General features: G+C 71.4%; 34 protein-coding genes and 1 riboswitch. Of the genes, 9 read left to right on the forward strand and 25 right to left on the reverse strand.

Annotation, left to right across the window (positions count from 1 at the left end; genetic code table 11):
- Nucleotides 1-66: 66 nt before the first annotated feature.
- Entirely contained in the window at nucleotides 67-627 is a 561-nt protein-coding gene (locus tag AC507J_RS16270) for a cysteine hydrolase family protein (protein ID WP_496289988.1), read from the reverse strand.
- Nucleotides 628-741: 114 nt separating this feature from the next.
- Between AC507J_RS16270 and AC507J_RS16275 the strand changes: the two genes are divergently transcribed.
- Complete coding sequence (locus AC507J_RS16275) at nucleotides 742-1764, forward strand: tyrosine-type recombinase/integrase (protein ID WP_496289989.1); 1023 nt, start codon at nucleotides 742-744, stop codon at nucleotides 1762-1764.
- On the opposite strand, the gene AC507J_RS16280 is transcribed toward AC507J_RS16275, so the two are convergent.
- The gene (locus AC507J_RS16280) at nucleotides 1732-2298 is read right to left on the reverse strand and encodes a TetR/AcrR family transcriptional regulator (RefSeq protein WP_496289990.1); all 567 of its coding nucleotides are present in this window, start codon (nucleotides 2296-2298) and stop codon (nucleotides 1732-1734) included. The two genes, AC507J_RS16275 and AC507J_RS16280, sit on opposite strands and share 33 nt — an antisense overlap.
- A gap of 55 nt (nucleotides 2299-2353) precedes the next feature.
- On the opposite strand from AC507J_RS16280, the gene AC507J_RS16285 reads away from it, so the two are divergent.
- Nucleotides 2354-3415, forward strand: coding sequence for an FAD-dependent monooxygenase (locus tag AC507J_RS16285; protein ID WP_496289991.1), 1062 nt, complete (start codon nucleotides 2354-2356; stop codon nucleotides 3413-3415).
- A 41-nt stretch (nucleotides 3416-3456) separates the two neighbouring features.
- Here the strand turns inward: AC507J_RS16285 and AC507J_RS16290 are convergent, their stop codons facing one another.
- Complete coding sequence (locus AC507J_RS16290; RefSeq protein ID WP_496289992.1) at nucleotides 3457-4251, reverse strand: endonuclease/exonuclease/phosphatase family protein; 795 nt, start codon at nucleotides 4249-4251, stop codon at nucleotides 3457-3459.
- 198 nt (nucleotides 4252-4449) lie between these two features.
- Between AC507J_RS16290 and AC507J_RS16295 the strand changes: the two genes are divergently transcribed.
- Genes AC507J_RS16295 through AC507J_RS16305 form a run of 3 tightly spaced genes read left to right on the forward strand, consistent with a single transcriptional unit; the run spans nucleotide 4450 to nucleotide 6720 of the window.
- The gene (locus AC507J_RS16295; RefSeq protein ID WP_496289993.1) at nucleotides 4450-5229 is read left to right on the forward strand and encodes a TSUP family transporter; all 780 of its coding nucleotides are present in this window, start codon (nucleotides 4450-4452) and stop codon (nucleotides 5227-5229) included.
- Between the two features lie 33 nt (nucleotides 5230-5262).
- Nucleotides 5263-6039 (forward strand): GNAT family N-acetyltransferase, encoded by a 777-nt coding sequence (locus tag AC507J_RS16300; RefSeq protein WP_496289994.1) that lies wholly within the window; start codon nucleotides 5263-5265, stop codon nucleotides 6037-6039.
- Nucleotides 6040-6093: 54 nt separating this feature from the next.
- Nucleotides 6094-6720, forward strand: coding sequence for a GNAT family N-acetyltransferase (locus AC507J_RS16305; protein WP_496289995.1), 627 nt, complete (start codon nucleotides 6094-6096; stop codon nucleotides 6718-6720).
- Here AC507J_RS16305 and def read toward each other — a convergent pair.
- Both def and AC507J_RS16315 read right to left on the reverse strand, forming a co-directional pair.
- Entirely contained in the window at nucleotides 6673-7179 is a 507-nt protein-coding gene (gene def, locus AC507J_RS16310; protein WP_496289996.1) for a peptide deformylase, read from the reverse strand. The two genes, AC507J_RS16305 and def, sit on opposite strands and share 48 nt — an antisense overlap.
- A gap of 70 nt (nucleotides 7180-7249) precedes the next feature.
- On the reverse strand, nucleotides 7250-8467 hold the full coding sequence (locus AC507J_RS16315) for a chorismate-binding protein (RefSeq protein ID WP_496289997.1): 1218 nt from the start codon (nucleotides 8465-8467) through the stop codon (nucleotides 7250-7252).
- 96 nt (nucleotides 8468-8563) lie between these two features.
- Here AC507J_RS16315 and AC507J_RS16320 point away from each other — a divergent pair, with 96 nt between their 5' ends.
- Entirely contained in the window at nucleotides 8564-8764 is a 201-nt protein-coding gene (locus AC507J_RS16320) for a DUF5999 family protein (protein ID WP_341715704.1), read from the forward strand.
- A 96-nt stretch (nucleotides 8765-8860) separates the two neighbouring features.
- Here the strand turns inward: AC507J_RS16320 and gcvP are convergent, their stop codons facing one another.
- The 17 genes from gcvP to AC507J_RS16405 form a co-directional block, all read right to left on the reverse strand.
- Entirely contained in the window at nucleotides 8861-11683 is a 2823-nt protein-coding gene (gene gcvP / locus AC507J_RS16325) for an aminomethyl-transferring glycine dehydrogenase (RefSeq protein ID WP_496289998.1), read from the reverse strand.
- A 77-nt stretch (nucleotides 11684-11760) separates the two neighbouring features.
- A riboswitch (glycine riboswitch) is annotated at nucleotides 11761-11858 on the reverse strand.
- A gap of 56 nt (nucleotides 11859-11914) precedes the next feature.
- The gene (locus AC507J_RS16330; protein ID WP_496289999.1) at nucleotides 11915-12754 is read right to left on the reverse strand and encodes an NAD-dependent protein deacetylase; all 840 of its coding nucleotides are present in this window, start codon (nucleotides 12752-12754) and stop codon (nucleotides 11915-11917) included.
- An 89-nt stretch (nucleotides 12755-12843) separates the two neighbouring features.
- A complete protein-coding gene (locus AC507J_RS16335) occupies nucleotides 12844-13566 on the reverse strand; it encodes a DivIVA domain-containing protein (RefSeq protein WP_496290000.1) in 723 nt (240 codons plus the stop codon).
- A complete protein-coding gene (locus AC507J_RS16340) occupies nucleotides 13563-14741 on the reverse strand; it encodes a globin domain-containing protein (protein ID WP_496290001.1) in 1179 nt (392 codons plus the stop codon). The genes AC507J_RS16335 and AC507J_RS16340 overlap by 4 nt, the downstream gene beginning before the upstream one ends.
- 2 nt (nucleotides 14742-14743) lie before the next feature.
- Nucleotides 14744-15142, reverse strand: a complete 399-nt coding sequence (locus AC507J_RS16345) for a group I truncated hemoglobin (RefSeq protein WP_496290002.1) — start codon at nucleotides 15140-15142, stop codon at nucleotides 14744-14746.
- A gap of 471 nt (nucleotides 15143-15613) precedes the next feature.
- On the reverse strand, nucleotides 15614-16198 hold the full coding sequence (locus AC507J_RS16350) for a MerR family transcriptional regulator (protein WP_496290003.1): 585 nt from the start codon (nucleotides 16196-16198) through the stop codon (nucleotides 15614-15616).
- 205 nt (nucleotides 16199-16403) lie between these two features.
- Entirely contained in the window at nucleotides 16404-16868 is a 465-nt protein-coding gene (locus tag AC507J_RS16355; RefSeq protein WP_013733914.1) for a bifunctional nuclease family protein, read from the reverse strand.
- 175 nt (nucleotides 16869-17043) lie between these two features.
- Nucleotides 17044-17745: a transcriptional regulator FtsR gene (gene ftsR, locus AC507J_RS16360; protein ID WP_496290112.1), complete on the reverse strand. Its 702-nt coding sequence runs from the start codon at nucleotides 17743-17745 to the stop codon at nucleotides 17044-17046.
- A 50-nt stretch (nucleotides 17746-17795) separates the two neighbouring features.
- On the reverse strand, nucleotides 17796-18248 hold the full coding sequence (gene odhI, locus AC507J_RS16365) for an oxoglutarate dehydrogenase inhibitor Odhl (protein WP_189040545.1): 453 nt from the start codon (nucleotides 18246-18248) through the stop codon (nucleotides 17796-17798).
- A 217-nt stretch (nucleotides 18249-18465) separates the two neighbouring features.
- A complete protein-coding gene (gene gcvH, locus AC507J_RS16370) occupies nucleotides 18466-18846 on the reverse strand; it encodes a glycine cleavage system protein GcvH (RefSeq protein WP_496290004.1) in 381 nt (126 codons plus the stop codon).
- A gap of 59 nt (nucleotides 18847-18905) precedes the next feature.
- A complete protein-coding gene (locus AC507J_RS16375) occupies nucleotides 18906-19901 on the reverse strand; it encodes a DUF881 domain-containing protein (protein WP_496290005.1) in 996 nt (331 codons plus the stop codon).
- A 9-nt stretch (nucleotides 19902-19910) separates the two neighbouring features.
- Nucleotides 19911-20243 (reverse strand): small basic family protein, encoded by a 333-nt coding sequence (locus AC507J_RS16380; RefSeq protein WP_093402419.1) that lies wholly within the window; start codon nucleotides 20241-20243, stop codon nucleotides 19911-19913.
- Nucleotides 20240-21154 (reverse strand): DUF881 domain-containing protein, encoded by a 915-nt coding sequence (locus AC507J_RS16385; protein WP_496290006.1) that lies wholly within the window; start codon nucleotides 21152-21154, stop codon nucleotides 20240-20242. The genes AC507J_RS16380 and AC507J_RS16385 overlap by 4 nt, the downstream gene beginning before the upstream one ends.
- Before the next feature lie 49 nt (nucleotides 21155-21203).
- A complete protein-coding gene (gene clsA / locus AC507J_RS16390) occupies nucleotides 21204-21842 on the reverse strand; it encodes a cardiolipin synthase ClsA (protein WP_496290007.1) in 639 nt (212 codons plus the stop codon).
- Nucleotides 21843-22134: 292 nt separating this feature from the next.
- Nucleotides 22135-22638 carry a MarR family winged helix-turn-helix transcriptional regulator gene (locus tag AC507J_RS16395; RefSeq protein WP_496290008.1) on the reverse strand — a complete coding sequence of 168 codons (504 nt, stop codon included), beginning with the start codon at nucleotides 22636-22638 and terminating at the stop codon, nucleotides 22135-22137.
- An 11-nt stretch (nucleotides 22639-22649) separates the two neighbouring features.
- Nucleotides 22650-23828 carry a PP2C family protein-serine/threonine phosphatase gene (locus tag AC507J_RS16400; RefSeq protein ID WP_496290009.1) on the reverse strand — a complete coding sequence of 393 codons (1179 nt, stop codon included), beginning with the start codon at nucleotides 23826-23828 and terminating at the stop codon, nucleotides 22650-22652.
- A 63-nt stretch (nucleotides 23829-23891) separates the two neighbouring features.
- Nucleotides 23892-24638 carry an SAM-dependent methyltransferase gene (locus tag AC507J_RS16405; RefSeq protein WP_496290010.1) on the reverse strand — a complete coding sequence of 249 codons (747 nt, stop codon included), beginning with the start codon at nucleotides 24636-24638 and terminating at the stop codon, nucleotides 23892-23894.
- Between the two features lie 202 nt (nucleotides 24639-24840).
- On the opposite strand from AC507J_RS16405, the gene AC507J_RS16410 reads away from it, so the two are divergent.
- Together AC507J_RS16410 and AC507J_RS16415 are read left to right on the forward strand one after the other, a co-directional pair.
- Nucleotides 24841-25053, forward strand: a complete 213-nt coding sequence (locus AC507J_RS16410; protein WP_341715718.1) for a phosphatidylethanolamine-binding protein — start codon at nucleotides 24841-24843, stop codon at nucleotides 25051-25053.
- Nucleotides 25050-25505, forward strand: a complete 456-nt coding sequence (locus AC507J_RS16415; RefSeq protein ID WP_496290011.1) for a hypothetical protein — start codon at nucleotides 25050-25052, stop codon at nucleotides 25503-25505. Before AC507J_RS16410 ends, AC507J_RS16415 begins: the two co-directional genes overlap by 4 nt.
- Before the next feature lie 14 nt (nucleotides 25506-25519).
- On the opposite strand, the gene AC507J_RS16420 is transcribed toward AC507J_RS16415, so the two are convergent.
- Entirely contained in the window at nucleotides 25520-25726 is a 207-nt protein-coding gene (locus AC507J_RS16420; protein ID WP_496290012.1) for a hypothetical protein, read from the reverse strand.
- A 130-nt stretch (nucleotides 25727-25856) separates the two neighbouring features.
- Between AC507J_RS16420 and AC507J_RS16425 the strand changes: the two genes are divergently transcribed.
- Nucleotides 25857-26504 carry a hypothetical protein gene (locus AC507J_RS16425; protein ID WP_496290013.1) on the forward strand — a complete coding sequence of 216 codons (648 nt, stop codon included), beginning with the start codon at nucleotides 25857-25859 and terminating at the stop codon, nucleotides 26502-26504.
- 12 nt (nucleotides 26505-26516) lie between these two features.
- Here the strand turns inward: AC507J_RS16425 and AC507J_RS16430 are convergent, their stop codons facing one another.
- Nucleotides 26517-26702: a hypothetical protein gene (locus AC507J_RS16430; protein WP_496290119.1), complete on the reverse strand. Its 186-nt coding sequence runs from the start codon at nucleotides 26700-26702 to the stop codon at nucleotides 26517-26519.
- 72 nt (nucleotides 26703-26774) lie between these two features.
- Nucleotides 26775-26972 (reverse strand): hypothetical protein, encoded by a 198-nt coding sequence (locus AC507J_RS16435; protein WP_341715722.1) that lies wholly within the window; start codon nucleotides 26970-26972, stop codon nucleotides 26775-26777.
- Between the last annotated feature and the right edge of the window lie 14 nt (nucleotides 26973-26986).

Here is a 26986-nt window from a genome sequence, read left to right on the forward strand (position 1 = left end):
GGCCACCCTGGAGTACATTCGATAATTGACATTATGTAAAGCTGATGTGGTGCGGGGCTCCCCGCCTCAGCCGGCCGGAGTGAACTCGACCTCCGCCGTCGGCACGGCGCCGGCCTGCCGTCCGGGCGCGGACTGGAAGCGCCAGTAAAGGTTGGTGTGCGCGATCACCTGCTGCGGCGGCGGCGCGCCGTACGCGCTGAGATCCTCGGTGGTGTGCGCGTCGGCGACCAGCGTGGCGTCGTAGCCGCGTACCAGCGCGCCGTGCAGGGTCGAGCGGATGCACATGTCGGTCTGGGCACCGGTGACGATCAACCGGCCGACCCCGCGCGCGGCCAGCACCGCCTCCAGGTCGGTCTGCTCGAAGGAGTCGCCGTAGCGCTTGTGCACCAGCGGCTCGGTGTCGTGGCGGACCAGTTCGGGGACGTACTGCCAGTCCGGGCTGCCCTGCGGGAGGTCGCCGTCGGAGTGCTGCACCCAGATGACGGGCACCTGCTCGGCGCGCGCCTTGGCCACCAAGGTGTTGATGTTGGCGATCACGGCGTCGCGGTCGTGGGCGCCGGCGACCACTCCCTGCTGGACGTCGACGACGAGCAGCGCCGTGTGTGGCCGCTCGGGCAGGGTCGTCATGGGTGCCTCCATTCGCTCGACAGTGTCGCCACCCTAGAGCCAGCCACCGACAGGATCTTCTCCCCTGCATGGGAGGGCTCCCACCAGACCCGAAAATCATGCATAATATCCCTTATGCATGACAAATCGGATAAAGCGGTTGTCGCGCTGATCGAGGACTTCCTGACCTCGCGGGCCACCCGCAAGCCTTCCCCACACACCCAGGCGGCGTACCGGCGCGACCTCAACAGCGTGGCCGCGCTCGCCGCCGAACTGGCCACCCCTCCCCTCCCCCTCGACGATCTTCAGATCGGTGCGCTCTCCCCCCGGCTCCTGCGCACGGCCTTCGCCCGGTTCGCCGCCGTACGGGCCGCCGCCTCGGTGGGGCGGGCGTGGTCGACCTGGAACGGCTTCTTCTCCTTCCTGGTGGCCGAGCAGGTGGTGGCGGGCAACCCGATGCCGGCGGTGGGCCGGCCCCGGAACCCACTCCCCCAGCCCAAGCCGTTGCGCGGCGAGGACACCCCGGAGCGGCTGCTCGCCTCGGCCGCGCAGGGTGCGGGCCGGCAGCGTGATCCGTGGCCGGAGCGGGACGTGGCGGTGCTGGCTCTGGCGCTCTGTGCGGGCCTGCGGTTGTCGGAGTTGCTGGCGCTGCGGGTCGGTTCGTTGGGTGGCCGGCCCGGTGAGCGGCGGTTGGAGGTGTCGGGTAAGGGTGGGCGGCCCCGGGTGCTGCCGGTGGAGCCGGATCTGGACGCTGTGCTGGCCGACTATCTGGACAGTCGGGTGCGGCGGTTCGGTTCGCGTACGGTGCGGCCGGATTCGCCGTTGCTTGTGGATCGGCAGGGCGAGCCGTTGCGTCGGGGTGGGTTGCAGTATCTGGTGGAGTCCTGCTACCGGCGTGCCGGCATCGGCGACCGGGTGCCGCGCGGGGCGCGGTTGCACGCGTTGCGGCACACGTTCGCGACGCGGTTGGCCGAGGACGGGGCGGGGGCGGCGGAGATCATGCGGTTGTTGGGGCATGCGTCGTTGGCGTCGTCGCAGACGTACATCGAGGTGACGGCGGGTCAGCAGCGGGAGGCGGTGCGGGCTAATCGCACGAACCGGGCGTTGGTGCGGGTGGGTGCGGGGTCAGGCCGGTCGGGCGGAGAGGATCGCCGGTAGCAGGGCGGTGATCGCCGGGGTGGGTTCGAAGGCTGGGTCGGGGTTGGCGAGTTGGTGGTTGAGCAGGCCGTCGACGAGGGCGAGCAGCAGTCGTAGGGCGGTGGCCGGGTGGCGGGCGCCGAGGGCGGCGAGCAGGGGTGTGGCCCAGGTGGCGAGTTGGCGTTGGCCGTGGGCGATGTGCTGGCGCAGGGCGGGTTGGTGGGCGGCCTCGGCGAAGATGGCCAGTCGGGCGAGGGTGAGGGTGCGGTCGGTGGTGGCGAGGCGGTGGACGAGGGCGCCGAGGGTGGTGGCGAAGGTGTCGGGGTCGATTGGGTGGAGGTTGGCGGCCAGGTGGTTCCAGCCGGTGGTCTCGGCTTCGAGGATGCGGGTGAGTACGCCGGTGAGGAGGGCTTCGCGGGTGCGGTAGCGGTTGGAGGTGGAGCCGGTGGGCAGGGCGGCTGTCTCGTCGACGGCGCGGTGGGTGAGGTGGCGGGTGCCGCGGGTGCCGAGGACGGTGATGGCGGCGTCGAGGAGTTGGTGTTGGCGGGCGTCCACGGTGGCGACACTACAGCAGTAGTGCCGGGAACTACATCTGTAGTACGGTGGGGCGATGCGAGGATCAGCGGCGGTCATCGGGGGCGGCGTCGGAGGGTTGGCGGTGGCCATCGGGCTGCTGCGGGCCGGGTGGACGGTGACGGTGTTCGAGCGGGCCGCAGGGCTGCCCCGGGCCGGCACCGGCCTGGGGATCTGGCCGTCGGCGTTGCGGGCGCTGGACCGCCTGGGGGTGGGTCCGGCGGCGCGGGAACGGGGGCGCGCGCAGCCGGACGGGGCGATGCGGCGGCCGGACGGGTCGCTGATCGCCACCTTGGATGTGGAACGGATCCGGCGGCGGCACGGCGAGGGGGTGCTGCTGTTGTCGCGTCCGGCGCTGTTGGGGTTGTTGGCGGAGGCGTTGCCGGTGGGCACGGTGCGTTTCGACGCTGCGGTGGCTGATCCGGCGGCGCTGGTCGACGGGTACGACGTGGTGGTCGGTGCGGACGGCATCGGCAGTGCGACGCGGGCGGCGATGTTCGGTGATCGCTATCCGTTGCGGTATTCGGGGATGACGGCGTGGCGGGGCACGGTGCCGTTGGACGTGCCGGCGGGTGGTGAGACCTGGGGGCGGGGGCGCAAGTTCGGGGTGACGCCGCAGGGGCCGGGGGTGACGAACTGGTACGCGGCGGTGGCCGCGCCGGCGGGTTACCGGCCGCCGGAGGGTGATCTGGTGGCGTTGCGGCGGTGGTTCGGTGACTGGCACGATCCGCTGCCGGCGGTGCTGGAGCGGGTCGAGGCGGGCGGGGTGTTGCATCACGACGTGCATTTCCTGCCGGCGTTGCCGTCGTACGTGCGGGGTCGTCTGGTGCTGCTGGGTGACGCGGCGCATGCGATGACGCCGGATCTGGGGCAGGGCGCGTGTCAGGCGTTGATCGACGCGGTGGTGTTGGCGGAGTCGTTGGCGGAGTCGCCGGACGTGGTGTCGGCGTTGGCCCGCTACGACGGTGCGCGGCGTGGGCCGACGCGGCGGATGGCGGCGATGGCGGCACGGGCGGGTCGGTTGGCGCAGGTGCGGCGGTTCACCGGGGTGCGCGATGGCGCGCTGCGGTTGGCGTTGGCGTTTGGTCCCCCGGGTTGATCGGTGCGCCCGTCGAAGGGGCGCCTGTGCGTGGGCCGGGGCTAGGCGGGGCGGGGCGGGGCGAGGTCGACCAGGAGGGGGCGGTGGTCGGAGATGGTCGACAGGGGGGTCTGTACGGCGGCGACCGGGGGTAGGCGGTCGAAGTCCTGTCGGTCGGCGATGATGTGGTCGAGTTGGACGCGGGGTTGTCCGGCCGGGTAGGTGGGTCGGCGGCCGAGCAGGTGCCAGCCGGAGATCGTGCGGGTGGCCCAGGCGGGCAGGTTGAGGTCGCCGAGCAGGATGCGGGGGGCGGGTAGCAGTCGCAGGGCGCGGACGACCTGGCGTAGTTGGTGGGCGTTCCAGCCGGGGACGAAGGACAGGTGGGTGGCGGCGACGGTGACGGGTCCGCGTGGGGTGTCCAGGACGGCGGCGAGTACGACGCGGGGTTCGTCGCGGAGCAGGATCAGTCCGCCGCCGGGGCCGGGTACGTAGACCGGGGAGCGTACCGGGGCGGGGCGCAGGCGGGTGACGCGCCAGGCGGTGACGCGGTGGCGGGTGACGAGTCCGACGCCGTAGCAGGGTTCGCCGTGGCCGTCGTCGTCGTGGGTCAGGGGGCGGAACGTTTCGCCGGGGGTGCCGACGAGGGCGGCGGCGAAGCGGTGTTCGGTGGCGTGCAGGGCCTGGGCGGCGACGGCGGTGAGGTCGAGGTTGCCGCTGCGGGACTGGTCGCGGTCGACCTCCTGGAGGGCGAGGACGTCGGCGTCGAGGGCGGCCACGGCGGTGGCGAGCCGGTCGGGGTCGACCATGCCGTCGGTCAGGGACCGGCCGTGCAGCAGGTTGAACGTGGCCAGGCGCACGCTGTCACCTTAACGATGCCTGTGGGAGAGTTGCCCGATGCTGCGGGCGTTGTTCTGTTCGATGTTGTTGTTCGTGGCCGTGGCGGCGGTGGGTTTGTGGGTGCGGCGGCTGCGGGGCAGGTGAGGGTGGCTGGCGGTCGGTGAGGCTTGCCACAGCGTGCCGCGCCGGGCGGGCCGTGGTGGGAAGAATTGCCGCCCGTGGAGCTGGATCCGTTGACCGTGTCGACCCTGCTGGCCGCTGCTGCTGTTGCCGGGTGGGTGGATGCCGTGGTGGGTGGTGGCGGGTTGCTGTTGTTGCCTGCGTTGTTGGTGGCGGCGCCGGGGGTGCCGCCGGCCACGGCGTTGGGCACGAACAAGTTGGCGGCGATCGCGGGTACGGCGACGGCGGCGGTGACGTACGCCCGTCGTACGAAGATCGATTGGGCGGTGGCGGGGCCGGCGGCGGCGGTGGCGGTGTGTTGTGCGGGGTTGGGTGCGGCGTTGGCGGGGGCGGTGCCGCCGTCGGCGTACCGGCCGGTGGTGTTGGTGGTGTTGTTGTCGGTGGCGTTGTTCGTGGTGTTGCGGCCGAGGTTGGGGACGGTGGCGGTGCCGGAGCGGCGGACCCGGGTGCGGATGGTGGTGGCGGTGTTGGTGGCGGGGGTCGGTATCGCCACCTATGACGGGTTGATCGGTCCGGGGACGGGCACGTTTCTGGTGGTGGCGTTCACGGCGTTGGTGGGTGCGGATTTCGTGCACGGTTCGGCGATGGCGAAGGTGGTCAACGCGGGTACCAACGCGGGGGCGTTGGCGGTGTTCGCGGTGACCGGCAACGTGTGGTGGTTGTTGGGTGCGGCGATGGCGGTGTGCAACATCGTCGGTGCGATGGTGGGTGCGCGGATGGCGTTGCGGCGTGGGTCGGGGTTCGTGCGGGTGGTGTTGCTGGTGGTGGTGTTGGCGTTGGTGGGCAAGCTCGGTTACGACCAGTGGCTGGGTGGGTGAGGGTGCCGGTTGCCGGCGTGTGATCATCGACGGGTGTCGGTGCGCGCGGAGCATGACCGGGAGGTCCTGGCGGGGTTGCTGGGTCGGGATCCGCGGTTGCATGCCTACGAGTTGGGTGATCTCGACGAGTTCTTCTGGCCGTACACGTCGTGGTTTCGGCGTGGCGAGGCGGTGGCGTTGCTGTATCACGGTGCGCGGCCGCCGACGTTGCTGGCGTTGTCGGGTCCGGCGGGGGTCGGTGAGTTGGCCGCGCTGCTGGTTGAGTTGGTGCCGGTGTTGCCGGCGCGGTTGGATGCGCACCTCTCCCCTGGGCTGGAGCGGGTGTTGGGTGGGTCGTTCCGGGTGGTGTCGCGGGGTCCGCATCTGAAGATGGCGTTGACCGATGCGGGTCGGTTGGCGGCGGTGCGACCGGCGGGGGTGTTGTTGGGGCCGGCTGATCTGCCGGGGTTGCGTGAGCTGTACGCGGTGGCGTATCCGGGTAACTGGTTCGATGCGCGGATGTTGGAGACTGGCCGGTATGTGGGTGTGCGTGCCGGTGGGGCGGTGGTGGCGGTGGCCGGGGTGCACGTGTACTCGCCTGCCTACCGGGTGGCGGCGTTGGGCAACGTGACGACGCATCCGGCGTGGCGGCGGCGGGGGTTGGCGGCGGCGGTGGTGGCCCGGTTGTGTGCGGTGCTGCGCCCCGATGTCGATCATGTGACGTTGAATGTGCGGGCGGACAATGTCGCGGCGGTGCGGCTCTACGCGGGGTTGGGGTTCAGTCGGGTGGCCGGGTACGGGGAGTTCGAGCTGTCCGCCGCCCTCGGTTGAGCCGGCGGCAGGCTGTCTCGCCGCCCTTGGTTGAGTTGGCGGCAGAATGCGCAGATGACTCAGGCGACGTTGGGTACTGCCCGGATCGTGTTGGTGCCGCTGGCCGACGAGCATCTGGCGGGTGAGATCGAGCTGGACGCGGATCCGGCCGTGATGCGGCATCTGGGGCCGGTGCGGTCGGCGGCCGAGGTGCGTGTGCTGCACCGGCAGCGGTTGGCGGTGGCTGATCGGGTGCCGGGGTTGGGGTTGTGGGCCGGTCTGGTCGGTGGTGAGTTTGTCGGTTGGTGGTTGTTGGAGCCGCCGCAGCGTCCCGATCAGGGGCCGGTGGTGGGGCAGGCCGAGTTGGGTTACCGGTTGCTGCGCCGGTGGTGGCGGCGGGGGTTGGCAAGTGAGGGGGCCCGGGAGCTGATCCGGCACGGTTTTGCCGAGTTGGGGTTGCGGCGGGTGTTCGCCGAGACGATGGCGGTCAATGTCGCGTCGCGGGCGACGATGGCGGCGGTGGGGATGCGGTACGTGCGTACGTTCCACCAGTCGTGGCCGGATCCGTTGCCGGGTGCGGAGTTGGGTGAGGTGGAGTACGAGATCACCCGGGTGCGGTGGGCGGCGGGTGCGGTGCGCACCGGCCGGGGTGGTTCAGGCGCGTCGGGAGGAGTCGAAGCGGCCGGCGCGGATCTCGCGTAGGGCGCGGCGGCGGACGTCGCCGCGCAGGGTGTCGACGTAGAGGCGGCCGTGCAGGTGGTCGGTCTCGTGTTGCAGGGCGCGGGCGAGGAAGCCGCTGCCGGCGATGGTGAGGGGTTCGCCGTGCTGGTCGAAGCCGTGGGCGGTGGCGTGCAGGGCGCGGGGGGTCGGGAAGTACAGGCCGGGGATGGAGAGGCAGCCCTCGTCGTCGTCCTGGAGTTCGGTGGACACCTCCAGCGTGGGGTTGATCATGTGGCCGCGGTGGCCGTCGGCGTCGTAGACGAAGACCTGGGCGCTGACGCCGATCTGTGGTGCGGCGACGCCGGCGCGGCCGGGCGCGCCGAGCAGGGTGTCCATCAGGTCGGTGACCAGTGCGCGTAGTTCGGCGTCGAAGCTGGTGATCGGCTCGCAGCCGGTGCGTAGCACTGGGTCGCCGATGATTCGGATGTCGCGCATCGTCATGGCGGCAAGGTTATCGGTTGGTGGTGCCGGTTTGGGTCCTGCGGGTGGTCGCCTGGGGTGTCGTCCGGGGTCAGGTGAGGGCGGCGCGTACCGGTGCGGTTTTGGCCGCCGCTTCGGCGACCTCGGCGTCGGGGTCGCTGTCCCAGGTGATGCCGCCGCCGGCCCAGACGTGCACGGCGGTGGTGTCGACGGCGGCGGTGCGGATGGTGAGGCCGAGGTCGAGGTGGCCGGGGCCGATCCAGCCGAGGGCGCCCATGCTGGCGCCGCGGCCGACGGGTTCGAGGGCGGCGACGTGGTGCAGGGCGGCGAGTTTGGGTGCGCCGGTGACGGATCCGCCGGGGCAGACGGCGCGCAGCAGGTCGGCCAGGCCGAGGCCGTCGGCGACGTGGGCGCGGATGGTGGATTCGGCCTGCCACAGGTCGCACCAGCGGCGTACGGCGAACAGGTCGTCGACGCGGACGCTGCCGGTGGCGGCGACGCGGGCCAGGTCGTTGCGTTCCAGGTCGACGATCATGATGTGTTCGGCGCGTTCCTTGGCGGAGGTGAGCAGTTCGGTGCGGCCGGCGGGGGTGGCTGGGCGGGTGCCTTTGATGGGGCGGGTGGTGAGGGTGCCGTCGTGCAGTTCGATGAGGGTTTCCGGGCTGGCGCAGCCGATGGCCCAGCCGTCGCCGGTCAGCACGCCGCCGTAGCGGGCGCCGGGTAGGCGGCCGAGGCGGGCCAGGGCCGGCAGCGGGTCGCCGGTGTAGGCGGCGGTGGCGTGGCCGACGAGGTTGACCTGGTAGACGTCGCCGCGGCCGATGGCGTGGCGGACGGCGGTGACGGCGTCGGCGTGTTGGCGTGGGCTCCAGCTTTCGGTCCACGGTCCGCGCCACCAGTTGGCCGGCGGGTCGGCTCGGCGGGCTGGTGGTGGCGTGTCGTGGTGGCCGTAGACGACGACGGCGACCTCGGGTAGGTCGGCGGGGTTGGGTGCGCCGGTGGGGCCGCCGGTGAGTAGGGCGCCGGCGGCGGCGGAGAGGTAGAGGGCGGCGCCGCAGATGCCGGTCGGGTCGTGTCGGGTGGCGGGGCGGGCGAGGTCGTGCAGGGGTAGGCCGTGGGCGGCGAGGAACTCTTCGGTGCGTGCGGCGGGGTCGCCGCCGTCGGCGGGGCGCCACTGCCAGCGGGCGCGTTCGACGAGCCGGCCGCGGCAGGCGGCGGGAGTCGCGGGGGGATCGGCGACCATCTGTGGGAGCGCTTCCACGACGTACGGGCGGTTCCTGCTCATCCGTTCAGCGGATTTCCCACGCACCACGCGGACACCTGCTCGATGCGGCATGCTTTCGCTTGGTACTGTGCGTCACTGGTCATGTGAACCATGACACAGTGCCCCCACAGTCCGGAGAACCCGATGTGCCAGCACCAACCCACCTGCCCCTCCGCCGAAGCCACCGACCGGGAAGCGGCAAAGGTCATCGCCTGCTTCCCTGAGCAGGGCTGGAGCCTGCTCTGCAACGGGGTCATCGTCTTCGAGGACACCGGCGAGCTGCTGCCCGACGGCAGCAGCATCGCACCGCACCGCGGCCCCGCCCGACACGCCCTCGCCGCCTGAGACGATCACCAACCGTCACGACCCTTTTTTCGCGTCGCCCCAGGCTAGCCGCCGTACCGGCGGGGTCAGCAGCCAGGTCGGCGGGACGCCGGCACCTCAGCTCTCGTACGCCTGAGGTGCCGGGCAGGAGCACACCAGATTCCGGTCGCCGTAGCCGCCGTCGACCCGACGAACCGGCGGCCAGTACTTCCCCATCCGGTCCACCCCGGCCGGGTAGCCCCCCACCGACCGCGGATACGGATGCGGCCACTGGTCACCGGCCAGCATCGCCGCGGTGTGCGGCGCGTTGGCCAGGGGGTTGTCTCCCGCCGGCCACTCACCCGCGGCCACCTTGTCGATCTCCGCCCGGATGGCGATCATCGCGTCGCAGAACCGGTCCAACTCGGCCAGGTCCTCGCTCTCGGTCGGCTCCACCATCAACGTCCCCGCCACCGGGAACGACATCGTCGGCGCGTGGAAGCCGTAGTCGATCAGCCGCTTGGCCACGTCGTCGACGCTCACCCCGGTGGCCTTCGTCAACGGCCGCAGGTCCAGGATGCACTCGTGCGCCACCAGGCCCTTGTTGCCCGCGTACAGCACCGGGAAATGCGGCCGCAGCCGCGCCGCCACATAGTTGGCCGCCAGCACCGCCACCCCGGTGGCCCGGGTCAGCCCGTCGCCGCCCATCATCCGCAGGTACGCCCACGGGATCGGCAGGATGCCCGCCGACCCGTACCGGGCCGCCGAGATCGCCGGCCGCCCCGGCACCGGCGCCCCACCCGGATCGCCCGGCAGGAACGGCGCCAGGTGCGCCCGCACCGCCACCGGACCCACCCCCGGGCCACCACCACCGTGCGGGATGCAGAACGTCTTGTGCAGGTTCAGGTGGGACACGTCCGCCCCGAACCGGCCCGGCTTGGCGAACCCGACAAGCGCGTTGAGGTTCGCCCCGTCGACGTAGACCTGACCACCGGCGTCGTGCACCTTCGCGCACAGCGACGCCACACCCGTCTCGTACACCCCGTGCGTCGACGGGTACGTCACCATGATCGCGGCGAGCGCGTCCCGATGCTTGTCGATCTTCGTGTCGAGGTCGACCAGGTCGACGTTGCCGTCGGCGTCGCAGCCGACCACCACCACCCGCATTCCGGCCATCACCGCGCTGGCGGCGTTGGTGCCGTGCGCCGACGACGGGATCAGACACACGTCCCGATGCGCCTCGCCCCGACTGCGGTGATAGGCCCGGATCGCCAGCAACCCGGCCAACTCCCCCTGCGAACCGGCGTTGGGCTGCACACTTACCGCGTCGTAGCCGGTCACCTCCGCCAGCCAACCCTCCAACTGGCCGATCATCTCCCGGTAGCCGGCGGTCTGCTCCGCCGGCGCGAACGGATGCACGTCGGCGAACTGCGCCCAGCTCACCGGCTCCATCTCGGCGGTGGCGTTCAGCTTCATCGTGCACGACCCCAGCGGGATCATGCCCCGATCCAGGGCGTAGTCGAAATCGGCCAGCCGCCGCAGGTAGCGCAGCATCGCCGTCTCCGAATGATGGGTGCGGAACACCGGATGGGTGAGGAAATCACCGGTACGCGCCAACGCCGCCGGGATCGCGGCGGCCACCTCGCCGTCGAAGGGCGACACGTCGAACGCCGCCCACACCGCCACCAGATGCGCCTCCGTGGTGGTCTCGTCGCAGCTGATGCCCACCCGGTCGGCGTCGACCAGCCGCAGGTTGACGTTGCGGGCCGCCGCGGCGGCCACCACCTGCGCGGCCCGGCCCGGCACCGTCGCGCTCACCGTGTCGAAGAACGCCACGTCGGCCACCGACACCCCACCGGCGCGCAGCCCCGCCGCCAACCGGACCGCCATCTCGTGGGTACGCGTCGCGATCCGGCGCAACCCCGCCGGGCCGTGGTAGACCGCGTACATGCCGGCCATCACCGCCAGCAGCACCTGCGCGGTGCAGATGTTGCTGGTCGCCTTCTCCCGACGGATGTGCTGCTCCCGGGTCTGCAACGCCAACCGGTACGCCGGATCACCGGCCGCGTCCCGAGACACCCCGACCAGCCGGCCCGGCAGCATCCGCTCCAACCCCGCACGCACCGCCAGGTAGCCGGCGTGCGGCCCACCGAACCCCATCGGTACGCCGAACCGCTGGGTGGTGCCGGCGGCGATGTCGGCACCCACCTGCCCGGGCGGACGCAGCAGCGTCAACGCCAACAGGTCCGCCGCGACCGTGACCAGGGCACCGGCGGCGTGCGCGGCCTCGACCAGCGGGCCGTGATCACGCACCGCCCCACCCGCCCCCGGATACTGCAGGTGCAGGCCGAAGAACTCGGCCGGCAACTCCTCGACGTCCACGTCGAGCACCCGCACCTCGATTCCGAGCGGCTCCGCCCGACCGGTGATCACCGCAACGGTCTGCGGCAGGGTGTCCGCGTCGACCACGTACACCCGGCTCGGGCTCTTCGACGCCCGCCGCGCCAGGGTCATCGCCTCGGCCGCCGCGGTGGCCTCGTCGAGCATCGACGCGTTCGCCGTGGCCAGGCCGGTCAGGTCCGACACCATCGTCTGGAAGTTCAGCAACGCCTCCAGCCGCCCCTGGCTGATCTCCGGCTGGTACGGCGTGTACGCGGTGTACCAGGCCGGGTTCTCCAGCACGTTACGGCGGATCACCGCCGGGGTGTGCGTACCGTGGTAACCCAACCCGATCATCGACACGGCCACGGTGTTACGCCCCGCCAGGGCCCGCAACTCGGCCAACGCCTCCTGCTCGCTGGCCGGCGCCGGCAGATCCAGCCGGCCGTGCCAGCGGATCACCTCGGGAATGGCCGCGTCCATCAACTCGTCGATCGAGGCGTACCCGACGGTGTCCAGCATGCGGCGTTCCTCGTCGGGCCGAGGACCGATGTGCCGGTCGGCGAACTGCTCTGCGGTCATGGGCGGCGCTCCTGAGGGGGCGGGGTCGACAGGTCGGCCCTCCCCCTCTGTCACACCCGCGGGCGCTCCACAGTGCCTGTCCCGACGCGGTCCTTTTGCCTGAGAGGTTCCGGGGAGGATTTGCCCCTTCGGCGCCGCCCGGCTTGCGCCAGGCGGTCTCTCCCACGTGGGTGCTACCGGCGCGATCAACGCTACCAGCGTGCGTGTTTCCCGCGAGCGTCATCCCCCGGCTCAACGCACATCCACCGGGCACATCCGGTCCGCGAGGGTCGGCAGCAGCGCACCCAGCGGCGCGTCCACCATCACGGCCGCGTACGCGTCACCGCGGGTCGGGCCCTGGTTGACGATCGCCACCGCGATGCCCAGCCGGGCCGCCCGCACCACGAACCGCCGCCCCGACAGCACCGTCAACGACGAACCCAACACCAGCAGCAGCCGGGACGCGGCCACCATCGCGAAACACCGGGCGACCCGGTCGGCCGGAACCGTCTCACCGAAGAACACCACGTCCGGTTTGAGCATCCCCGTGCCACACACCGCGCAGTCCACCACCCGGAACCCGGCCACCACCTCCTCGTCGAGGTCGACGTCGCCGTCGGGGTTGACCGCCACCGCCCGCGCGTCGAAACCCGGATTGGCGCCGGCCAGCCGCCGATGCAGCTCCTCCCGCGAGGTGCCGGCGCCGCAGTCCAGACACCGCACCTCGTCGAGGCGACCGTGCAGCTCCACCACCTGCCGGGCACCGGCGACCGTGTGCAGGCCGTCGACGTTCTGGGTGATGATCCCGTCGACCAGGCCGGCGCGTTGCAGCCGCGTCACCGCCCGATGCCCGTCGTTGGGGGCCGCCCGCGCGATCGTGCGCCACCCCACGTGGCTGCGCGCCCAGTACCGCTGCCGGGCCCGCGCGTCGCACACAAAGCTCTGGTAGGTCATCGGCGTGTGCCGACGCGCCACCCCGTTCGGCCCCCGATAGTCCGGTATGCCCGACTCGGTGGACAGGCCGGCGCCGCTGAGCACCACCACCCCACCACCGGACACCAGCTCCGCCAGCCTCTGCACCCGCTCGCTCACCCGCCCATGCTGCCTCGCCGCCCGCCCCAGCGGCGACTCCGGCAGGCCGACCGGTGGTCACCCCCGCGTGAAAAGACCCGGCGCCGACCTCACCGCTGACCGTGCCGCGGCACCGGTGAACCGGCCCCCACCGCCGCCACACCCGGATCCTGCCCCAGCCGCTGCATCGTGCGCGCCAACTGCTCACCCCCCTCGTCCAGGTGCCGCGCCGCCGCCCGCATGTGCGAGATCATCATCTCGCCGTAGATGCGCAGCGCCTCCCGCGCGGCCACCCCGTCGTCGAACGTCGCACCGGCCGACGCGCGGTACTCCTGCACCGCCCGTTCCGCCTCCTGCCGCGCCTCCTCCGCCGCCGCCCGCACATAGCTCTCGTACTGCGTCCGGGCGTACTCGGCGACCCGCCGCGCATAGTCGTGCGCCTGCGCGATGATCTGCTCGGCCTCCCGCTGCGCCGCCGAGAGCAGATTCACCTCCTTGGCCGCCGGCAGCTTCGCCTCCCGCCCCGAACTCGGAATCACCCCGTGCCGGTGCAACTCCACGTGCGCGCCCAGCCGCTCGTTCTCCGCCCGCAGATTCGCCACCTGCGTCGCCAGCAGATCCAACTCCTCGGCCACCTGCATCCGGAACCGGTCCACGTCGGCATGGTCGTAGCCGCGCCGGCCAAACGACGTCGACCCGAACTCCCACCGCCGGACCCGGTCCGCGGTCATGCGCACCTGCACACCACCGGCCACCTCGGCACCGTCGTACCTGCCGAGCGGGGCAGCGCCCACCACAGCGGCCCGCCCTCCACGGCTACCAGCGTCACTCACGCCGCACCTCCGGATTCGTCAGGGACGGCCGGAGCCTGCACCGCCGTCCGCCACGCGGGGCCGTACCACTGCCGCCCCAGAGCCTCGTGGTGCAGCTGCCCGGCGTGGTAACCGGACCGGCTCAGGGCCGCCACCGTCCGCGACACCAGCTCGTCGGAACCACACACATACACGTGCCGGGACCGCCAGTCACCATCGGCCAACGCCCGATCCACCGGATACACGAACTCCCCCGGCCGGTTCAGGTCCAACCCCACCACGAGCGTCACCGCCAACCACGGATGCGACGCGGCCAACTTCTCCACCGCGTCATCGTCGTAGAACTCGCCCCGCGAACGGGCCCCCAGATACAGATCGACCCGACGCTGCGAACCCTCGGCCGCCACCTGCTCCACCAACGCCTTCAACGGCGCCCAACCGGTACCACCGGCCAGCAGCAGCAGATCCGCCGACCCCGCCGAGCGCAACGTCAACCCGTCCCCCACCGGCGCCGCCAGATGCAACTGGTCACCCGGGGCGCACCCGTACACCAGCCGCGACGACACCACACCACCCGGCGCCGCCCGCACATGCAGCTCCAAGGTGCCGTCCGGACGCGGCACGTTAGCCGGCGTGTAGTACCGCCACGACCGCACCGCCGGATGCGACACACCGATCGACTGACCCGGCGTGAACGGCAGCAGATACTGCGGACGCAACGTCAACACCGCCACGTCGAAGCCCCGCCGCTCGTGACCCACCACCTCCGCCACCCACCACGGAGGCTGCACCGCCTCGGCGGCCTGCGCCGCCTCGGTCATCACCTTCGCCACCAACCCGTACGCCGAAGCCCAGTCCTGCGCCAACTCGTCGGTCCACTGCTCGGCGAGGAAGTGCCGCAGCGTCGCCAGCAACGCCTCACCCACCGCCGGGTAATGCTCCGCCCGCACCGCGAACTTACGGTGGTCGACACCCAACTGCTGCAGATAGCCGACCAGCCGGTCCACCTGATCCACCTCGGACACGACGTGCCCGAGCGCGGCCACCAACCGATCGCGCTGACCGGCCATGTTGGTCGGAAACATCTGTCGGATCTCGGGATACGCCAGAAACAGCGTCGAGTAGAAGTAGAGCGGCACCTGATCGCCGTGCGCGGCGACCAGGGACCAACTCCGCTTCAGCCGGGACACGTCCACGCTCAGGCGCCCGCCCGCTGCCCGCCGGACACCACCTGGTCCTGCACCTGCGCCAGCACCGCCTGCACGTCACCGATGATGTCGTCGGCCACGCCCAACTGCGTCAACACCGCCGTCAGATGCCCACCCACCTTGACGTAGTGCGCCACCGGAATGTTCAGCGGCTGATGCGCGGTGGCCAGGTCCCGGCCGGTGTACTCGTTCGGCCCACCCAGCACCACGGTCAACATCAACGCCAGGTGTCGACGCTGCCCCACCATGTCCACAGCGGTGAAGTAGCCGGCCAACTCCGGATCGGCCAACACCCGGTCGTAGAACAGATCGACAGCGGCCCTGACCGAGCCGGCCCCGCCGATCCGAGTGAAATGCGAGCCGGAGGTGCTCTCTTCGGTAACCGTCACAGGTCGTTTCCTTCCATGGGACACAGGGGTGCCGCGGCATCGGCGCGCGGGAACGACGATCCGACGGCGCGTCAGCGGCCACCACACGCCGAGTCAGACCGTGACGGACGATAGCGCGCCACGGCGCACCCGTCATGACCCACCGATCAGCTCCCGGGCAGCAATCAGCCACGAAGAGTGACCAAACGGCCGGCAATCATCTACCGGTAGAGATCGGAAACACACGCCGCGTGATCGACGCCGCCGGCCGTCGGCCCCCGAAGCGGGCCGGCCGACACCCGCAGAACCCCGCACTGGCCAGTGCCGACAGCACAGCCACCCGAACCACTCCCGAGCACCCGCCCCGCCGGCACCGGCCGCAGCGAATCAGGACGCAGCGTGAAGAAAAAAGAACCCCGAAAACTCTCATCAACCGGGCGGTAACGACTCAACGCGGCCCCACCCCGGCAAACCGTGGCCGGCGAAACGGCCTCAGCCCGCGCGCCGCCGCGCCCGCCGCGCCGCCAACTCGTCACCCACCGGCGACTCCTGCGGCTCCGACTCCACCGCCACCCCCGCCGGCTCCGCCGGAAGATGCGACAACGAACCCTGGATCTCCTTGAACGCACCACCGATCGCGATGCCGAACACCCCCTGGCCGCCCTGCAACAGGTCGACCACCTCCTCCGGAGAACGACACTCGTAGACCGTCGTCCCATCGGAGATCAACGTGATGCCCGCCAGATCCTCCACCCCACGCGACCGCAACGCCTCGATCGCCTTACGGATGTTCTGCAACGACACCCCAGCGTCCAACAACCGCTTCACGACCTTCAACACCACCAGGTCCCGAAACGAGTACAACCGCTGCGTGCCCGAACCCGAGGCGTCCCGCACACTCGGCACCACCAACGTCGTACGCGCCCAGTAGTCCAGCTGCCGATAGCTGATCCCCACCGCATGGCACGCCGTCACACCCCGGTATCCCACCGCACCGTCACCGTCAGTCGCCGAACCAGGCATCCCACCCGACTCGTCCAGCCCGGTAACCCGATCGGAATCTCGCGGCTCGTGCATCCGGACAACCTCCCCGTCAGTGCGGTGACACGTCGCTTCCGGGACGCGCACCCCTCGACACGGCCACCCTATAGCGGCGGCCCAGGGTTACCACGGAGAAACCATCGCGACACGCCGCGCATCGACAACGACGATCATCACCATCACCGAGAGTGACAACCCGGCGGGGAAAGAGAAGGCCCGACCACCACGACGGACCAGCGACTCAACCGGCGAAATCCTCCGGACGAACCTGCTCCAGGAACTCCCGGAACTTCTCCACCTCGTCCTCCTGCTCATCGGGAATCACGATCCCCGCCTCACTGAGGACCTGCTCGGCACAACGAATCGGCGCACCGACCCGCAACGCCAACGCGATCGAATCACTGGGCCGAGCCGACACCCGCACCCCGTCACCGATCAACAGATCAGCGAAGAACACGTTCTCCTTCAGCTCGGTGATCTCCACCGCCCGCAACGGCGCCTTCAACGCCGCCAACACATCCCGCAGAAGATCGTGGGTCAACGGCCGGGCCGGCTTGACACCCTGCTGCTCGTAAGCGATCGCCGTCGCCTCGACCGCGCCGATCCAGATCGGCAGATAGCGGTCCCCCTCGACCTCCCTGAGCAGGACGATCGGCTGGTTACTGGGCAGCTCAACCCGAACCCCGACCACGCTCAGCTCGCGCACCGCCGCCTCCGTGTCGTTGTCACCTGCGCCGCACCGCGCCCTTCCCTGCACGGTACACGGACCGCGACACGGCCGTACCATGCGCTTCCCGCACCCGACGCCCGCGCCAAGACAAGGGTTACCCCGCCAAGCCTACGCCACTCGCCGGCACGCCCACCGACGCCCGACACCACCCTCACCGACCCAACGTCGAGCGCAACCCCACCCGCACCAACGCCGCGTGCAACTGCTGCGACAGCGCCACCAACTCCCGCGCCGCCTCCGCCGCCCGCGCCCGCGCCGCCGGATCACTCTGCCGCGCCAACGGCGCCACCAACTGCGCGAACAAACCGACCTCCCGGTCCGCCGCCGTCCGATAGCCACGCAGATGCCGCGGCTGGAACCCGTACGCCGCCAAACCCGCCACCGCCCGCGCGATGATCAACGCATCGCCGTCATACCACCCCGGCGGATCCGACACCACCAGCCCGAGCCGCTCCAACTCCCCCAACGTCGAAGAGTCCAACCCACTACGCGCCAGCAACTCCGTCCGATCCAGGCGCACCTGAGCCGACTCGACCGGCGCCGCAGCAGCACGCCCCGGCACCTCACCATCCGGCCCCACCGCCACCAACGCCGGCCGGGACCGCTCCGGTGCCTCACCCGAGGCGTCCCACTGCGCCAACTGCTCCCGGATCACCCGCAACGGCAGATACTGATCCCGCTGCGCCGTCAGCACGAACCGCAGCCGCGCCACATCGTCCCAGCCGTACTTCCGATAGCCCGCCGCCGTACGCTGCGGCTCCACCAGGCCCTCGGCCTCAAGGAACCGCAACTTCGAAATCGTCACGTCGGGAAAATCCGCCCGCAACTGAGCCAGCACCTCGCCGATGCTCATCAACGGCTGGGCACGACCCGCCCCGGACGGCGTGGAGGCCGCAGGCTCGTTCACCCCCGGCCGGCCTCACCCTCCGGGCGCGGACCGGCAATGAACACCACCCGGAACTTGCCGATCTGCACCTCGTCCCCGTTGCTCAGCGTCGCCGCCTCGACCCGCTCCCGGTTCACGTACGTGCCGTTCAAACTGCCCACGTCCCGCACCGTGAACGTGCCACCATCCCGGTGGAACTCGGCGTGCCGACGCGACACCGTCACATCATCGAGGAAAATGTCACTGTCCGGATGCCGCCCACTGGTCGTCACATCATGATCCAGCAGGAACCGGGCACCCGCGTTCGGACCCCGACGCACCACCAGCAGCGCCATCCCCGGCGGCAGCGAACCGGACATCCGGCTCGGCACCACATCGGTGTCCGGCCCCTCCAGCGCTTCGTCGAGCGAACCGAGATTGAGCGTCGACGTGACGTCGAGCGGGGGGAACTCGTCGCCTGGGCGAGTCATGGGACCACCTCACGGATCTGTTTCGGTCGGCGTCGAGAGACGGCGGGTCTGGCCGCCGGGCGCTCATCCACCCGGCGGCTGGCTCTGCCACACCTCGAAAGGCTGTCCGCGACGCTCAACAATGGGTTCTCGGTCGACTGGGCGAGCCTAGCCAGCGCCGAAAAACAGGGCAACCGGACGCGCGGCACAGAAACCACCGCCGGCACAAGGAAAACGCTCAGCTCTCGGTCAACTCGCGGTACGCCGCAGCGGAGAGCAACCCGCCGAGCGACGCCGGATCCGCCGGAGTGATCTCCAGCAACCACCCCGACCCGTACGGATCCGTGTTGACCACCTCCGGAGTGTCCGTCAACACCTCGTTGCGCGCCGACACCGTCCCGCCCACCGGCGCGTAGATCTCCGACACGCTCTTGGTCGACTCGATCTCACCCAACGACTCACCGGCCGCCACCTCCGCACCCGGCTCCGGCAACTGCACATACACGATGTCGCCAAGAGCGTCCTGCGCGAAATGGGTGATACCGACCCGCACAGCCCCACCGTCGGCGGCAGCCACCCACTCGTGTTCAGCGGTGTAACGCAGATCCTCAGGAATCACCAGAAAGCGTCCTCATCCATCCGTACCGACACCGGACCCCCGATGCCGGCCCCACCGGCCTAACCAACCGGGCGGGCGTGCTCCAGCGTGCTCGGCGCGTGCAGCGCCGAAACCTCGGCAACCTCACGATCCTCAACGATCACGTTACCGCCGTCCCTCGCCACCGACGCGACCACCCCACCAGGAATGTTCAACCCCGTACGCATCGTCGCCGGATCCCCGATCACCGTGATCGTGAACGGCCCCGTCAACCGACGCCCGTCCACGATCAACGACCCGCCCTCCCCGTCCAGGAAGTACGTCGACGCCACGATCCGCACCGACGCCCGATCACCACCCGAAATCTGCATCGCCTCCGCACCGGCACCCCGCAACTCCTGCACCGCATCCAGCACCCGAACCGCCGCGATCGGCTTCGACCCCGCCTCGAACCGCACCGCCAGACCCGTACCCCGCGCCGGCAACGTACCCGCCAGAATCCCCAACTCGTCCGCCCGCCGGCTCGCCTCCTCCAACGCCGCCTGACGCCCCTGCTCACCCGAACGCAACTGCCGCTGACTCTCCTCCAACGCCGCGATGTCCTGCCGCAGCCGGATCTCCCGCGCATCCAGGTCGTAGAGGATGCGGACCAGGTCCTCCTGCCGCGACGTCGACAACGTCGGATCCGTCGACGTGGTCTTCAACTGCACCGCCAGCGTGAAACCCAGCAGCACCAGCAACACGCCGATCATCACCGCCGCCGAACTGAACCTCCGCCACGATCCCGCAGGCGACACACCCGCCGCAGCCGACGCCACCGCCTCCGGCTCGCCGGAGGCGGGGCCACCCACCCCCGGAGCATCCGCCGCACGCCCGACCGGATCGTCAGGCTCAGGCTCGACCTCGGACGGCGCCACGTCACCACCCGCCGGCCGCTCCGCCGGCGACAACGGGCTCAGCTCGTCCGGATCCGGCGCCTCCGGCCGCGGATCCGGCTCACCCGCCGGACCACCCGGCCGCGCCGGACCCGCCGGCTGCGGCCACCCCGTACCCGTCTCGGTGTGCTCGTCACTCACGCCACAAACCTACGCCCGGAACAGGTGCCGACGGATCGCCGCCACGTTGCCGAAAATCCGCACACCCAACACGACCACCACACCGGTGGACAGCTGCCCACCCACCCCCAACTGGTCACCCAGATAGACGATCAGCGCCGCCACCAGCACGTTCGAGATGAACGACACCACGAACTGCTTGTCGTCGAAGATCCGGTCCAACTTCGCCCGAACCCCACCGAACACCGCGTCCAACGCGGCCACCACCGCGATCGGCAGGTACGGCTGCAACGCCGCCGGCACCGTCGGATCCAACCACAGACCGAGCAGCACACCGGCCAGCAACGCCAGCACCGCGATCATCGACCACCTCCGGAGGGACTGGGAGACGAACCCGAGCCGGACGACTCGTCCGCACCCGACGGCGACGGGCTCACCGCAGGCTCCGCGTAGCGTAGCTGCGGCTCCGGAGCCGCCGGCAGGGTGAGGTCCTCGGCCTCACGCACCCCGAACGACAACCCCGTGTCCTGCGCCACCGCGCGCATCGTCAACGCGCTGCTGCTGCCCTCGTACCGCGCACGCATCGAACCCGGACCGATCGCCGACACCTCGTACGGCCCGGTCACCGGCCGGAAATCCACTAGAATCGCCTGACCCGCGTTCCGGATCGTCGAGGTCGCCGTCAACCGCTGTCCGTTGATCGCGATCGCCTCCGCGCCGGCACTCCACAGATCGTTCGCCACCGCCTGCAGATCGCTGTAGAGCACCTGCGGCGGGCCCACGTTCGCGCCACCGAGCGGCTGCTGACCAGCCGGCGCGTCCGCCAACCGCACCACCACACCGTCGCCGCGCACCCGGCCCAGGCCGGCACCGGCCTCCAGGTTGCGCAACCGCGCCGCGTGCGAACCGCCCAGCGCCGCCTCCCGCTGCCGGTTGACCTCCTCGCGCAGCGTGTCGGCCCGCGCGGACAACTCGTCGGTCTCACCCTGCCGCTGTTGAATCTGCGCCACCAGACCCGACCGGGCCTGCGCACGCCCCGGCTCCTCGGCCATCGTCTGCCGGTACGCCACCGCGAACAGGAAACCGAGCAGCACGACAACCGTCAGGCTGACCGGACCCACCGACCACCCCGGCCGCGCCGACCGGCCGGCCTCCGCCCGCCGCTGCGCCGCGTCCGCGTAGCCCGGATCCAGCGGGTTACGGAACAACTCGGTGAGGAAATCCGGGGCGTACGCCCGACCGCCGCGCCGGCCCTCGCCCTGCTCGTCACTCATGGCCCGCACCCCGCCGGGTCTTCTCGCCGCACCAGCACGCCGTGCCCGCTCATGCCGTCACCCCTCCACCGCGTACCGCCCGCACCAGCTGGCGGGCCTGGATCACGTAGAGCGCCCCGGCCACCCAGTAGAGCACCAGACCCCACCACGCCAGGCCCCAGCCGATGGCGCCCGCGACCGTGGCGGTGGCCGGCACCGCGGCGGCCAGCAACAGCACCGGAAACGCCGCAAGCAGCAGGAACGTGGCGGTCTTGCCGACATAGTGCACCGGCGGCGGCCCGTAGCCGTGCCGCCGCAGCACCGCCAGCGAACCGAGCAGCAGCACCTCCCGGGCCAGCAGGGCCACGGTGAACTGCCAGGGCACCACCTCACGGGCGGTGAACGCGATCAGGGTCGCCAGAATGTAGAGCCGGTCGGCGAGCGGATCGAGCAGCTCACCGAGACGGCTGACCTGCCGCAGCCGGCGGGCGATCCAGCCGTCCACCCAGTCGCTGGTGCCGCCGACGGCCAGCACCACGATCGCGGCCACGTCGGCGCGGGCAACGAGGAACAGGTAGAGAAAGAGCGGCACGCCCAGCAGGCGCAGGAAACTGATCACATTGGGCAGGGTCAGCACCCGGTCGTCGGACGACTCCGTCACGGCCGCGGTGCGCTGTGGTTGCTCCGCCCGAGCGGGCCGACGCGACACCGAACCTCCTCCGCGGCACGCTCGACCACCACGGCCCTCGTTCCGCCGCGCTGCGTCGTACGCGCTGTCGGGCCGGCTGATGCCGGCGCCCCCTGCGATCCCGATCCGGGACCTCCCCTGGCCCTGCCGTGCCCGGTCGATGATCACGGGTCGGCCGGATGCGCTGCCACTATATCGGGCTCCCCCGACGCTTCGGCTGCCCAGCGGTTGTGCGCCGGTGCGTGGTGATGTGTCGGGGTGACGGGCGTCACCCCGCGTACGGCATCCTAGGATGATGGGTTGTCCCGGGTGATCAGGCGCTACGGGTCGAGGCATCCGGGGTCTCCGCGGCCGTCGCCGCCTGGGCGAACGCCAGCAGGGACCGCAGCAGATCCTGCTGGCCCCGGGCGGGCATCCGGTCCAGCACGGCACGCACCGCTTCGTGCCGGCGCGAGCGCACCTCCCCCAGCAGCGCCTGCGCCGCCGTGGTGGCCTCCAGGCGCACCTCGCGGCGGTCCCGCGGGTCGGCCACCCGACGCAGCAGGCCGATCGCCTCCAACCGGTCGCAGAGCCGACTCGCCGAGGAGGGCACGACATCCAGCAACTCGGCCAGACCGTTGACATTGGTCTCCGGTCGGCTGCTGAGCAGCGCCAACACCCGCAACTGGGTCGGCGACACGGCGAGCCGATGCCGGGAGACGGCCGAATCGAGCACACCCACCAGCGTCTCGGCGGCCGCGTCGATCGCCGCGACGAGATCCGGTCGTTCCACCCGATGTCCCCTGCGATTGTCCCGCTGGTCCTGCCCGACCGCCACGGCGCTCTCCGTCAACCGTCCCCCCGACCGACGGAACCACGCCAGTCCAGGCAGACCACGACCGCGTCGTCGCGCAGATCGGCGTCCGCGTGGAAAGCCTGCAACTCTCGCATCACCGTACCAACCGCCTCGGTCGGCGGCTGCAACCGAGTGGCCCGCATCGAGCGGGCCATCGCCCGCTCGCCGTAGCTCTCCCGGCCGCTGGGGTCGGCCCCCCACACCCCGTCGGAGACCACGAACAGCCGATCACCGGGATCCAGATCGAACTCCTGAAGGTCGTAGCGCGTCTCGGCGAACATGCCAAGCGGCAGTTGCTGCTCCAACGCGACCCGGGAGACCGTGCCGCCCCGTACCCGCATCACGTGCGGCGAGCCCGCGTCCACCGCCCGCACCCGCCCGGTGGCGCAGTCCAGTTCGAGCAGCACGGTGGCCACGTGCCGATGCCCGCGATGCTGGTAATACACGGTGTCGGAGGCCAGTTCCGCCTGCTCCACCAACGAACCGCCGGAGCGGCGGGCGTTACGCATCGCGTTCACCGTCACCGCCGTCAGCAGCGCCGCGGCCAGCCCGATTCCGTCACCGTTGAGCACGGTGACGGTGAGCCGGCCGTCATCCAACGACCAGTCGAAATGGTCACCGCCCACCGTGTACGCCGGTTCCAGCTGCCCGGCCAGGTGGAACGCGCCGTGGCTGACGCTGCGCCCCGGCAGCAACTCCCACTGCAACTCGGCGGCCATGCTCAGCCGCTCCTGCCGCCGCGCCCGCCGGTAACGGTCGGTCTCCCGGTCGGCCGCACGCAGTGCCATGGCCACCTCGCCGGCGATGTCCATCGCCCGGCGCACCACCTCGTCCCCCGGCGGCTCGGGTAACTCGACTACCAGCACACCCAGCCGCTCGCCCCACACCGACACCGGCAGGTAGAGCCGGCACCGACCGTCCTCGCCGGACTCCCGTACCGGCTGCTGGCTGCTGAAACAGCGGTGAACCACCCGCTGATCGGCCTGGCCGCCGGCAGTCGGCTGCCGCGAGTCGAGCACCGGCCACAGACCACTGATCCGGTAGTCGGCGATGAACACGGCCGTGCCCGACGCGCCCAGCACGGACCGGATGGCCAGGTCGGCGGCCTCGACCACCCGGTCGGGCGGAGCCTCGCGCAGGGCGCGGGAGACCCCCGTTGGCGCATCCGCCATGACCATCCTCCGAAAATTACTTGCTCTGGGGCAAGCATCATACGGAGGCGGCTCCACCCATGGTCACCCGGCCGACCGCACCGCCACCGCACCGTGGAACGCGTCCGGCACCTCCTCCGGCGGTCCGTCCGGTCGCCACCGGGTCACCGGCACCACACCGTCCCCGGTGGGCGTCCACCGGCCCAGCAACGCGGGAAAGGCCGCCGGGGCCCGCATCCGGAAGGCCGGACCCATCATGGCCAGCGCCTCGGGGTGACCGGCGAGTTCCTCGGTATCGAAGTCGATGGCCAGCTGACTGCCCGGTGCCGCCACGGTGTACAGCTCGTCGAGGGTACGGGCCAGGGTGTCGTCCTCGAGGAACGCGGCCAGGCCGAGAAACACCAGGCCGACCGGCCGCCGGCCCCAGCCCGGCACGAACCGGTGCAGCAGCGCCGGATCCACCGTGCCGAGATCCGTGGCGTCACCGAAGCCATAGCCGGCCCGGTCGCTGCCGGCCAGGATCCGCTGCCCGGCCCGGACGATCTCCGGATCCATGTCGGTGTAGAGCACAGTCGCGTCGGGCACGACCTCGTGCACGTTGCCCATGGTGGGCACCCCGGCACCGAAGACCAGGAAACCATCCACACCGCTGGCAGCCATCCCGCGCACGGCCCGGCCGAGGAACGCCCGCAGGGCCCGGAAAACCGGAGCACACGGCCCGTACGCCCGTTCGAAGGACTGTGCGGCCGCCACGTCGACGGGATAGTGGTGCGCCCCGCCGAGCCAGAAATCGATCATCCGCGCGGTGCTCGGCTGGTCGGGCTCCACCATCGACGCGCTCCCTCCCCAGGCGGCCGACGCCAGCCTACCGACACCACGCCCCGGTATCGCCCCGCAGGCCGGCTGCCGCACCACAATCGCTGCCCGGTGGCGGTGTCCGGCGGCGGGGTTGGCACCGGCCCAGGCGGGTAGACGGGCCGCGTACGCCACCGGCGACGACGTGCGCCACCGGCGCGGACCAGAGGAGACGGCGATGCCAGGACCACGACCGGGCAGCAAGGCATACGACAAACAGCGGGCCCGGATCCGCAACGCGATCGACGACTCCGGTCGGCACACCCCGGACCAACGGGCCGACGAGACCGCCAACCGGATCCTCCAGGAGGACCGGGGCCAACGCGGCGTGGTGCGGGGCGAACGCGCCTACGGCCCCAAGGGCAACCGCGAACCGGGTGACCCGAAATGAGGACGCCGCTCGCCGATGGGCTGATCGCCGGCGCGGTGGGCAGCACCACCCTCAACGTCGTCACCTTCCTGGACATGGCGTTGCGGGCCCGGCCGGCCAGCCAGACACCGGAGAAGAGTGCCGCGAAGGTCGCCGACACGGTCCACCTGGACCTGGGCCCGAGCGACCAGGCGGCCAACCGCCGCTCCGGACTCGGCCCCCTGATGGGCTACGGGTTGGGCCTCGCGGCAGCGGTCGGCTTCGCGGCGCTGGCCCGGGGCCGGCGGCAACCGCTGCTGCGGGCCGCCGCGCTGCTCGGTGGCGGGCTGATGACCCTCTCCGACGGGTCGCTGACCCTGCTCGGCGTCACCGACCCGCGCACCTGGCGGCGGGCGGACTGGATCGCCGACCTCGTCCCGCACCTCGCGTACGGGCTCACGGCCGCAGTCACCTGGAACCGGCTGCGGCCGTGAGCCCCGGACCGGCGTCAGCCGCGCCGGTCGCTGTCGTCGTCGGCCACCGGCTGCCCGGTCGGACCGTACGGCGACACCTGGCCGCGCGGCACCGGCCGGCCGGTGTCACCCGAGGACGAGCCCCGGTTTCGCGGATGCCCCGCCGGGCCGGGCCCCTTGTTCTCCTGGCTGGTGCCACCCTGGGCGTTGCGCCGGAACTCCTCCTGCTGCGGGTTCGTCACGGTCGTCTCCCTTCGCGGATGGGGGTCGCGGCGAGGTGGCCGCGTCCACCCCGCGGCTTACCCGCCGCCGGGGACGGCATTCCGCGCCCGCAGCGGGCCTAGCCGGTCGCCGGACGGGTACACCTCGACGATGGCCGACCAACGGAAGCTGGCACGGGACCTGCTGACCCGCCGCACGTACGCCGAGGAGGCGGGCATCTCGCTGGCCGACCGGCCGGCGCCGCTGTACCAGCTGCTGGTGCTCGTCACCCTGCTGAGCACCCGGATCCGGGCCCAGGTGGGGGTGGCCGCGGCCCGGGAACTCTTCGCCGCCGGCTGCCGCACCCCGCAGGCGATGGAGACGGCGAGCTGGCAGGACCGGGTCGACGCGCTCGGCCGGGGCCACTACCGCCGCTACGACGAGCGGACCGCCACGATGCTCGGCACCGCAGCCCGGCTCTGCCTGGACCGCTGGCACGGAGACCTGCGGCGACTGCACCAGGAGGCGGGCGACGATCCAGCGACGCTGCGGCGGCTGCTCACCGAGTTCCCCGGCATCGGACCCACCGGCGCCGACATCTTCCTGCGCGAGGTGCAGACCGTCTGGCCACGACTGCGCCCGTACGCCGACCGGCGGGCGGTCGCCGGCGCCAAACGGCTCGGCCTGCCCGCCGCTCCCGACCGGCTGGCCCGGCTGGTCGACGAGGTGGACTTCGGCCGGCTCGCCTCGGCACTGGTACGGGTGGCGCTCGGCGAGGAGTCGGCGGGCCAGATCACCCGCAGCGTCGCCGCCCGCTGACCGCCGGTCCGGTCAGTTCGTCGGGTTGCCGCCGGGCTTGGTCAGGTGCCACACCAGCAGGGCGGCGAGCAGCGCCAACACCACCAGACCGCCGGAGATCCCCCGGCCCTCCTCGGCCGACCGGCCGGCGGTGCCGAAGTAGATCACGGCGAGCCCGGCCAACGCCGCGAGCAGCTTGCGGATGCCTCGGTCCTTCACAGCCCGGACGCTACGACCCACCCCGGCCCGCCGTCCGAGAAAACCGCAGGTCTCCGTCGACCGGGCGAATGGTCAGTCGGACTCCAGGTCGTCCAGGGAGATCTTGTGACTCATCAGCCAACGGGCCAGCGCCGACATGCCGAACAGCCACAGCGGCGCCGACTCGGTGGTGCCGTTGGTCGCGAAGACGGCGAAGCGCAGATCCGGCGCGCGGTACGCCTCGATCCGCCACCGGTGCTGCTTGTCCCGCCAGACCGCCGAAGGGTCCATGGCGTCACCGTAGG

It is taken from the genome of Micromonospora sp. PRAS1 (assembly GCF_059553435.1).

Coding starts and splice junctions, on each gene's coding strand:
- AC507J_RS16270 (WP_496289988.1), bottom strand. CDS start 627: ATGACGACCCTGCCCGAGCGGCCACACACGGCGCTGCTCGTCGTCGAC.
- AC507J_RS16275 (WP_496289989.1), top strand. CDS start 742: ATGCATGACAAATCGGATAAAGCGGTTGTCGCGCTGATCGAGGACTTC.
- AC507J_RS16285 (WP_496289991.1), top strand. CDS start 2,354: ATGCGAGGATCAGCGGCGGTCATCGGGGGCGGCGTCGGAGGGTTGGCG.
- AC507J_RS16305 (WP_496289995.1), top strand. CDS start 6,094: ATGACTCAGGCGACGTTGGGTACTGCCCGGATCGTGTTGGTGCCGCTG.
- def (WP_496289996.1), bottom strand. CDS start 7,179: ATGACGATGCGCGACATCCGAATCATCGGCGACCCAGTGCTACGCACC.
- AC507J_RS16320 (WP_341715704.1), top strand. CDS start 8,564: ATGTGCCAGCACCAACCCACCTGCCCCTCCGCCGAAGCCACCGACCGG.
- gcvP (WP_496289998.1), bottom strand. CDS start 11,683: ATGACCGCAGAGCAGTTCGCCGACCGGCACATCGGTCCTCGGCCCGAC.
- AC507J_RS16350 (WP_496290003.1), bottom strand. CDS start 16,198: ATGCACGAGCCGCGAGATTCCGATCGGGTTACCGGGCTGGACGAGTCG.
- ftsR (WP_496290112.1), bottom strand. CDS start 17,745: ATGAGCATCGGCGAGGTGCTGGCTCAGTTGCGGGCGGATTTTCCCGAC.
- odhI (WP_189040545.1), bottom strand. CDS start 18,248: ATGACTCGCCCAGGCGACGAGTTCCCCCCGCTCGACGTCACGTCGACG.
- AC507J_RS16380 (WP_093402419.1), bottom strand. CDS start 20,243: ATGATCGCGGTGCTGGCGTTGCTGGCCGGTGTGCTGCTCGGTCTGTGG.
- AC507J_RS16385 (WP_496290006.1), bottom strand. CDS start 21,154: ATGAGTGACGAGCAGGGCGAGGGCCGGCGCGGCGGTCGGGCGTACGCC.
- AC507J_RS16400 (WP_496290009.1), bottom strand. CDS start 23,828: ATGGCGGATGCGCCAACGGGGGTCTCCCGCGCCCTGCGCGAGGCTCCG.
- AC507J_RS16405 (WP_496290010.1), bottom strand. CDS start 24,638: ATGGTGGAGCCCGACCAGCCGAGCACCGCGCGGATGATCGATTTCTGG.
- AC507J_RS16410 (WP_341715718.1), top strand. CDS start 24,841: ATGCCAGGACCACGACCGGGCAGCAAGGCATACGACAAACAGCGGGCC.
- AC507J_RS16415 (WP_496290011.1), top strand. CDS start 25,050: ATGAGGACGCCGCTCGCCGATGGGCTGATCGCCGGCGCGGTGGGCAGC.
- AC507J_RS16425 (WP_496290013.1), top strand. CDS start 25,857: ATGGCCGACCAACGGAAGCTGGCACGGGACCTGCTGACCCGCCGCACG.
- AC507J_RS16435 (WP_341715722.1), bottom strand. CDS start 26,972: ATGGACCCTTCGGCGGTCTGGCGGGACAAGCAGCACCGGTGGCGGATC.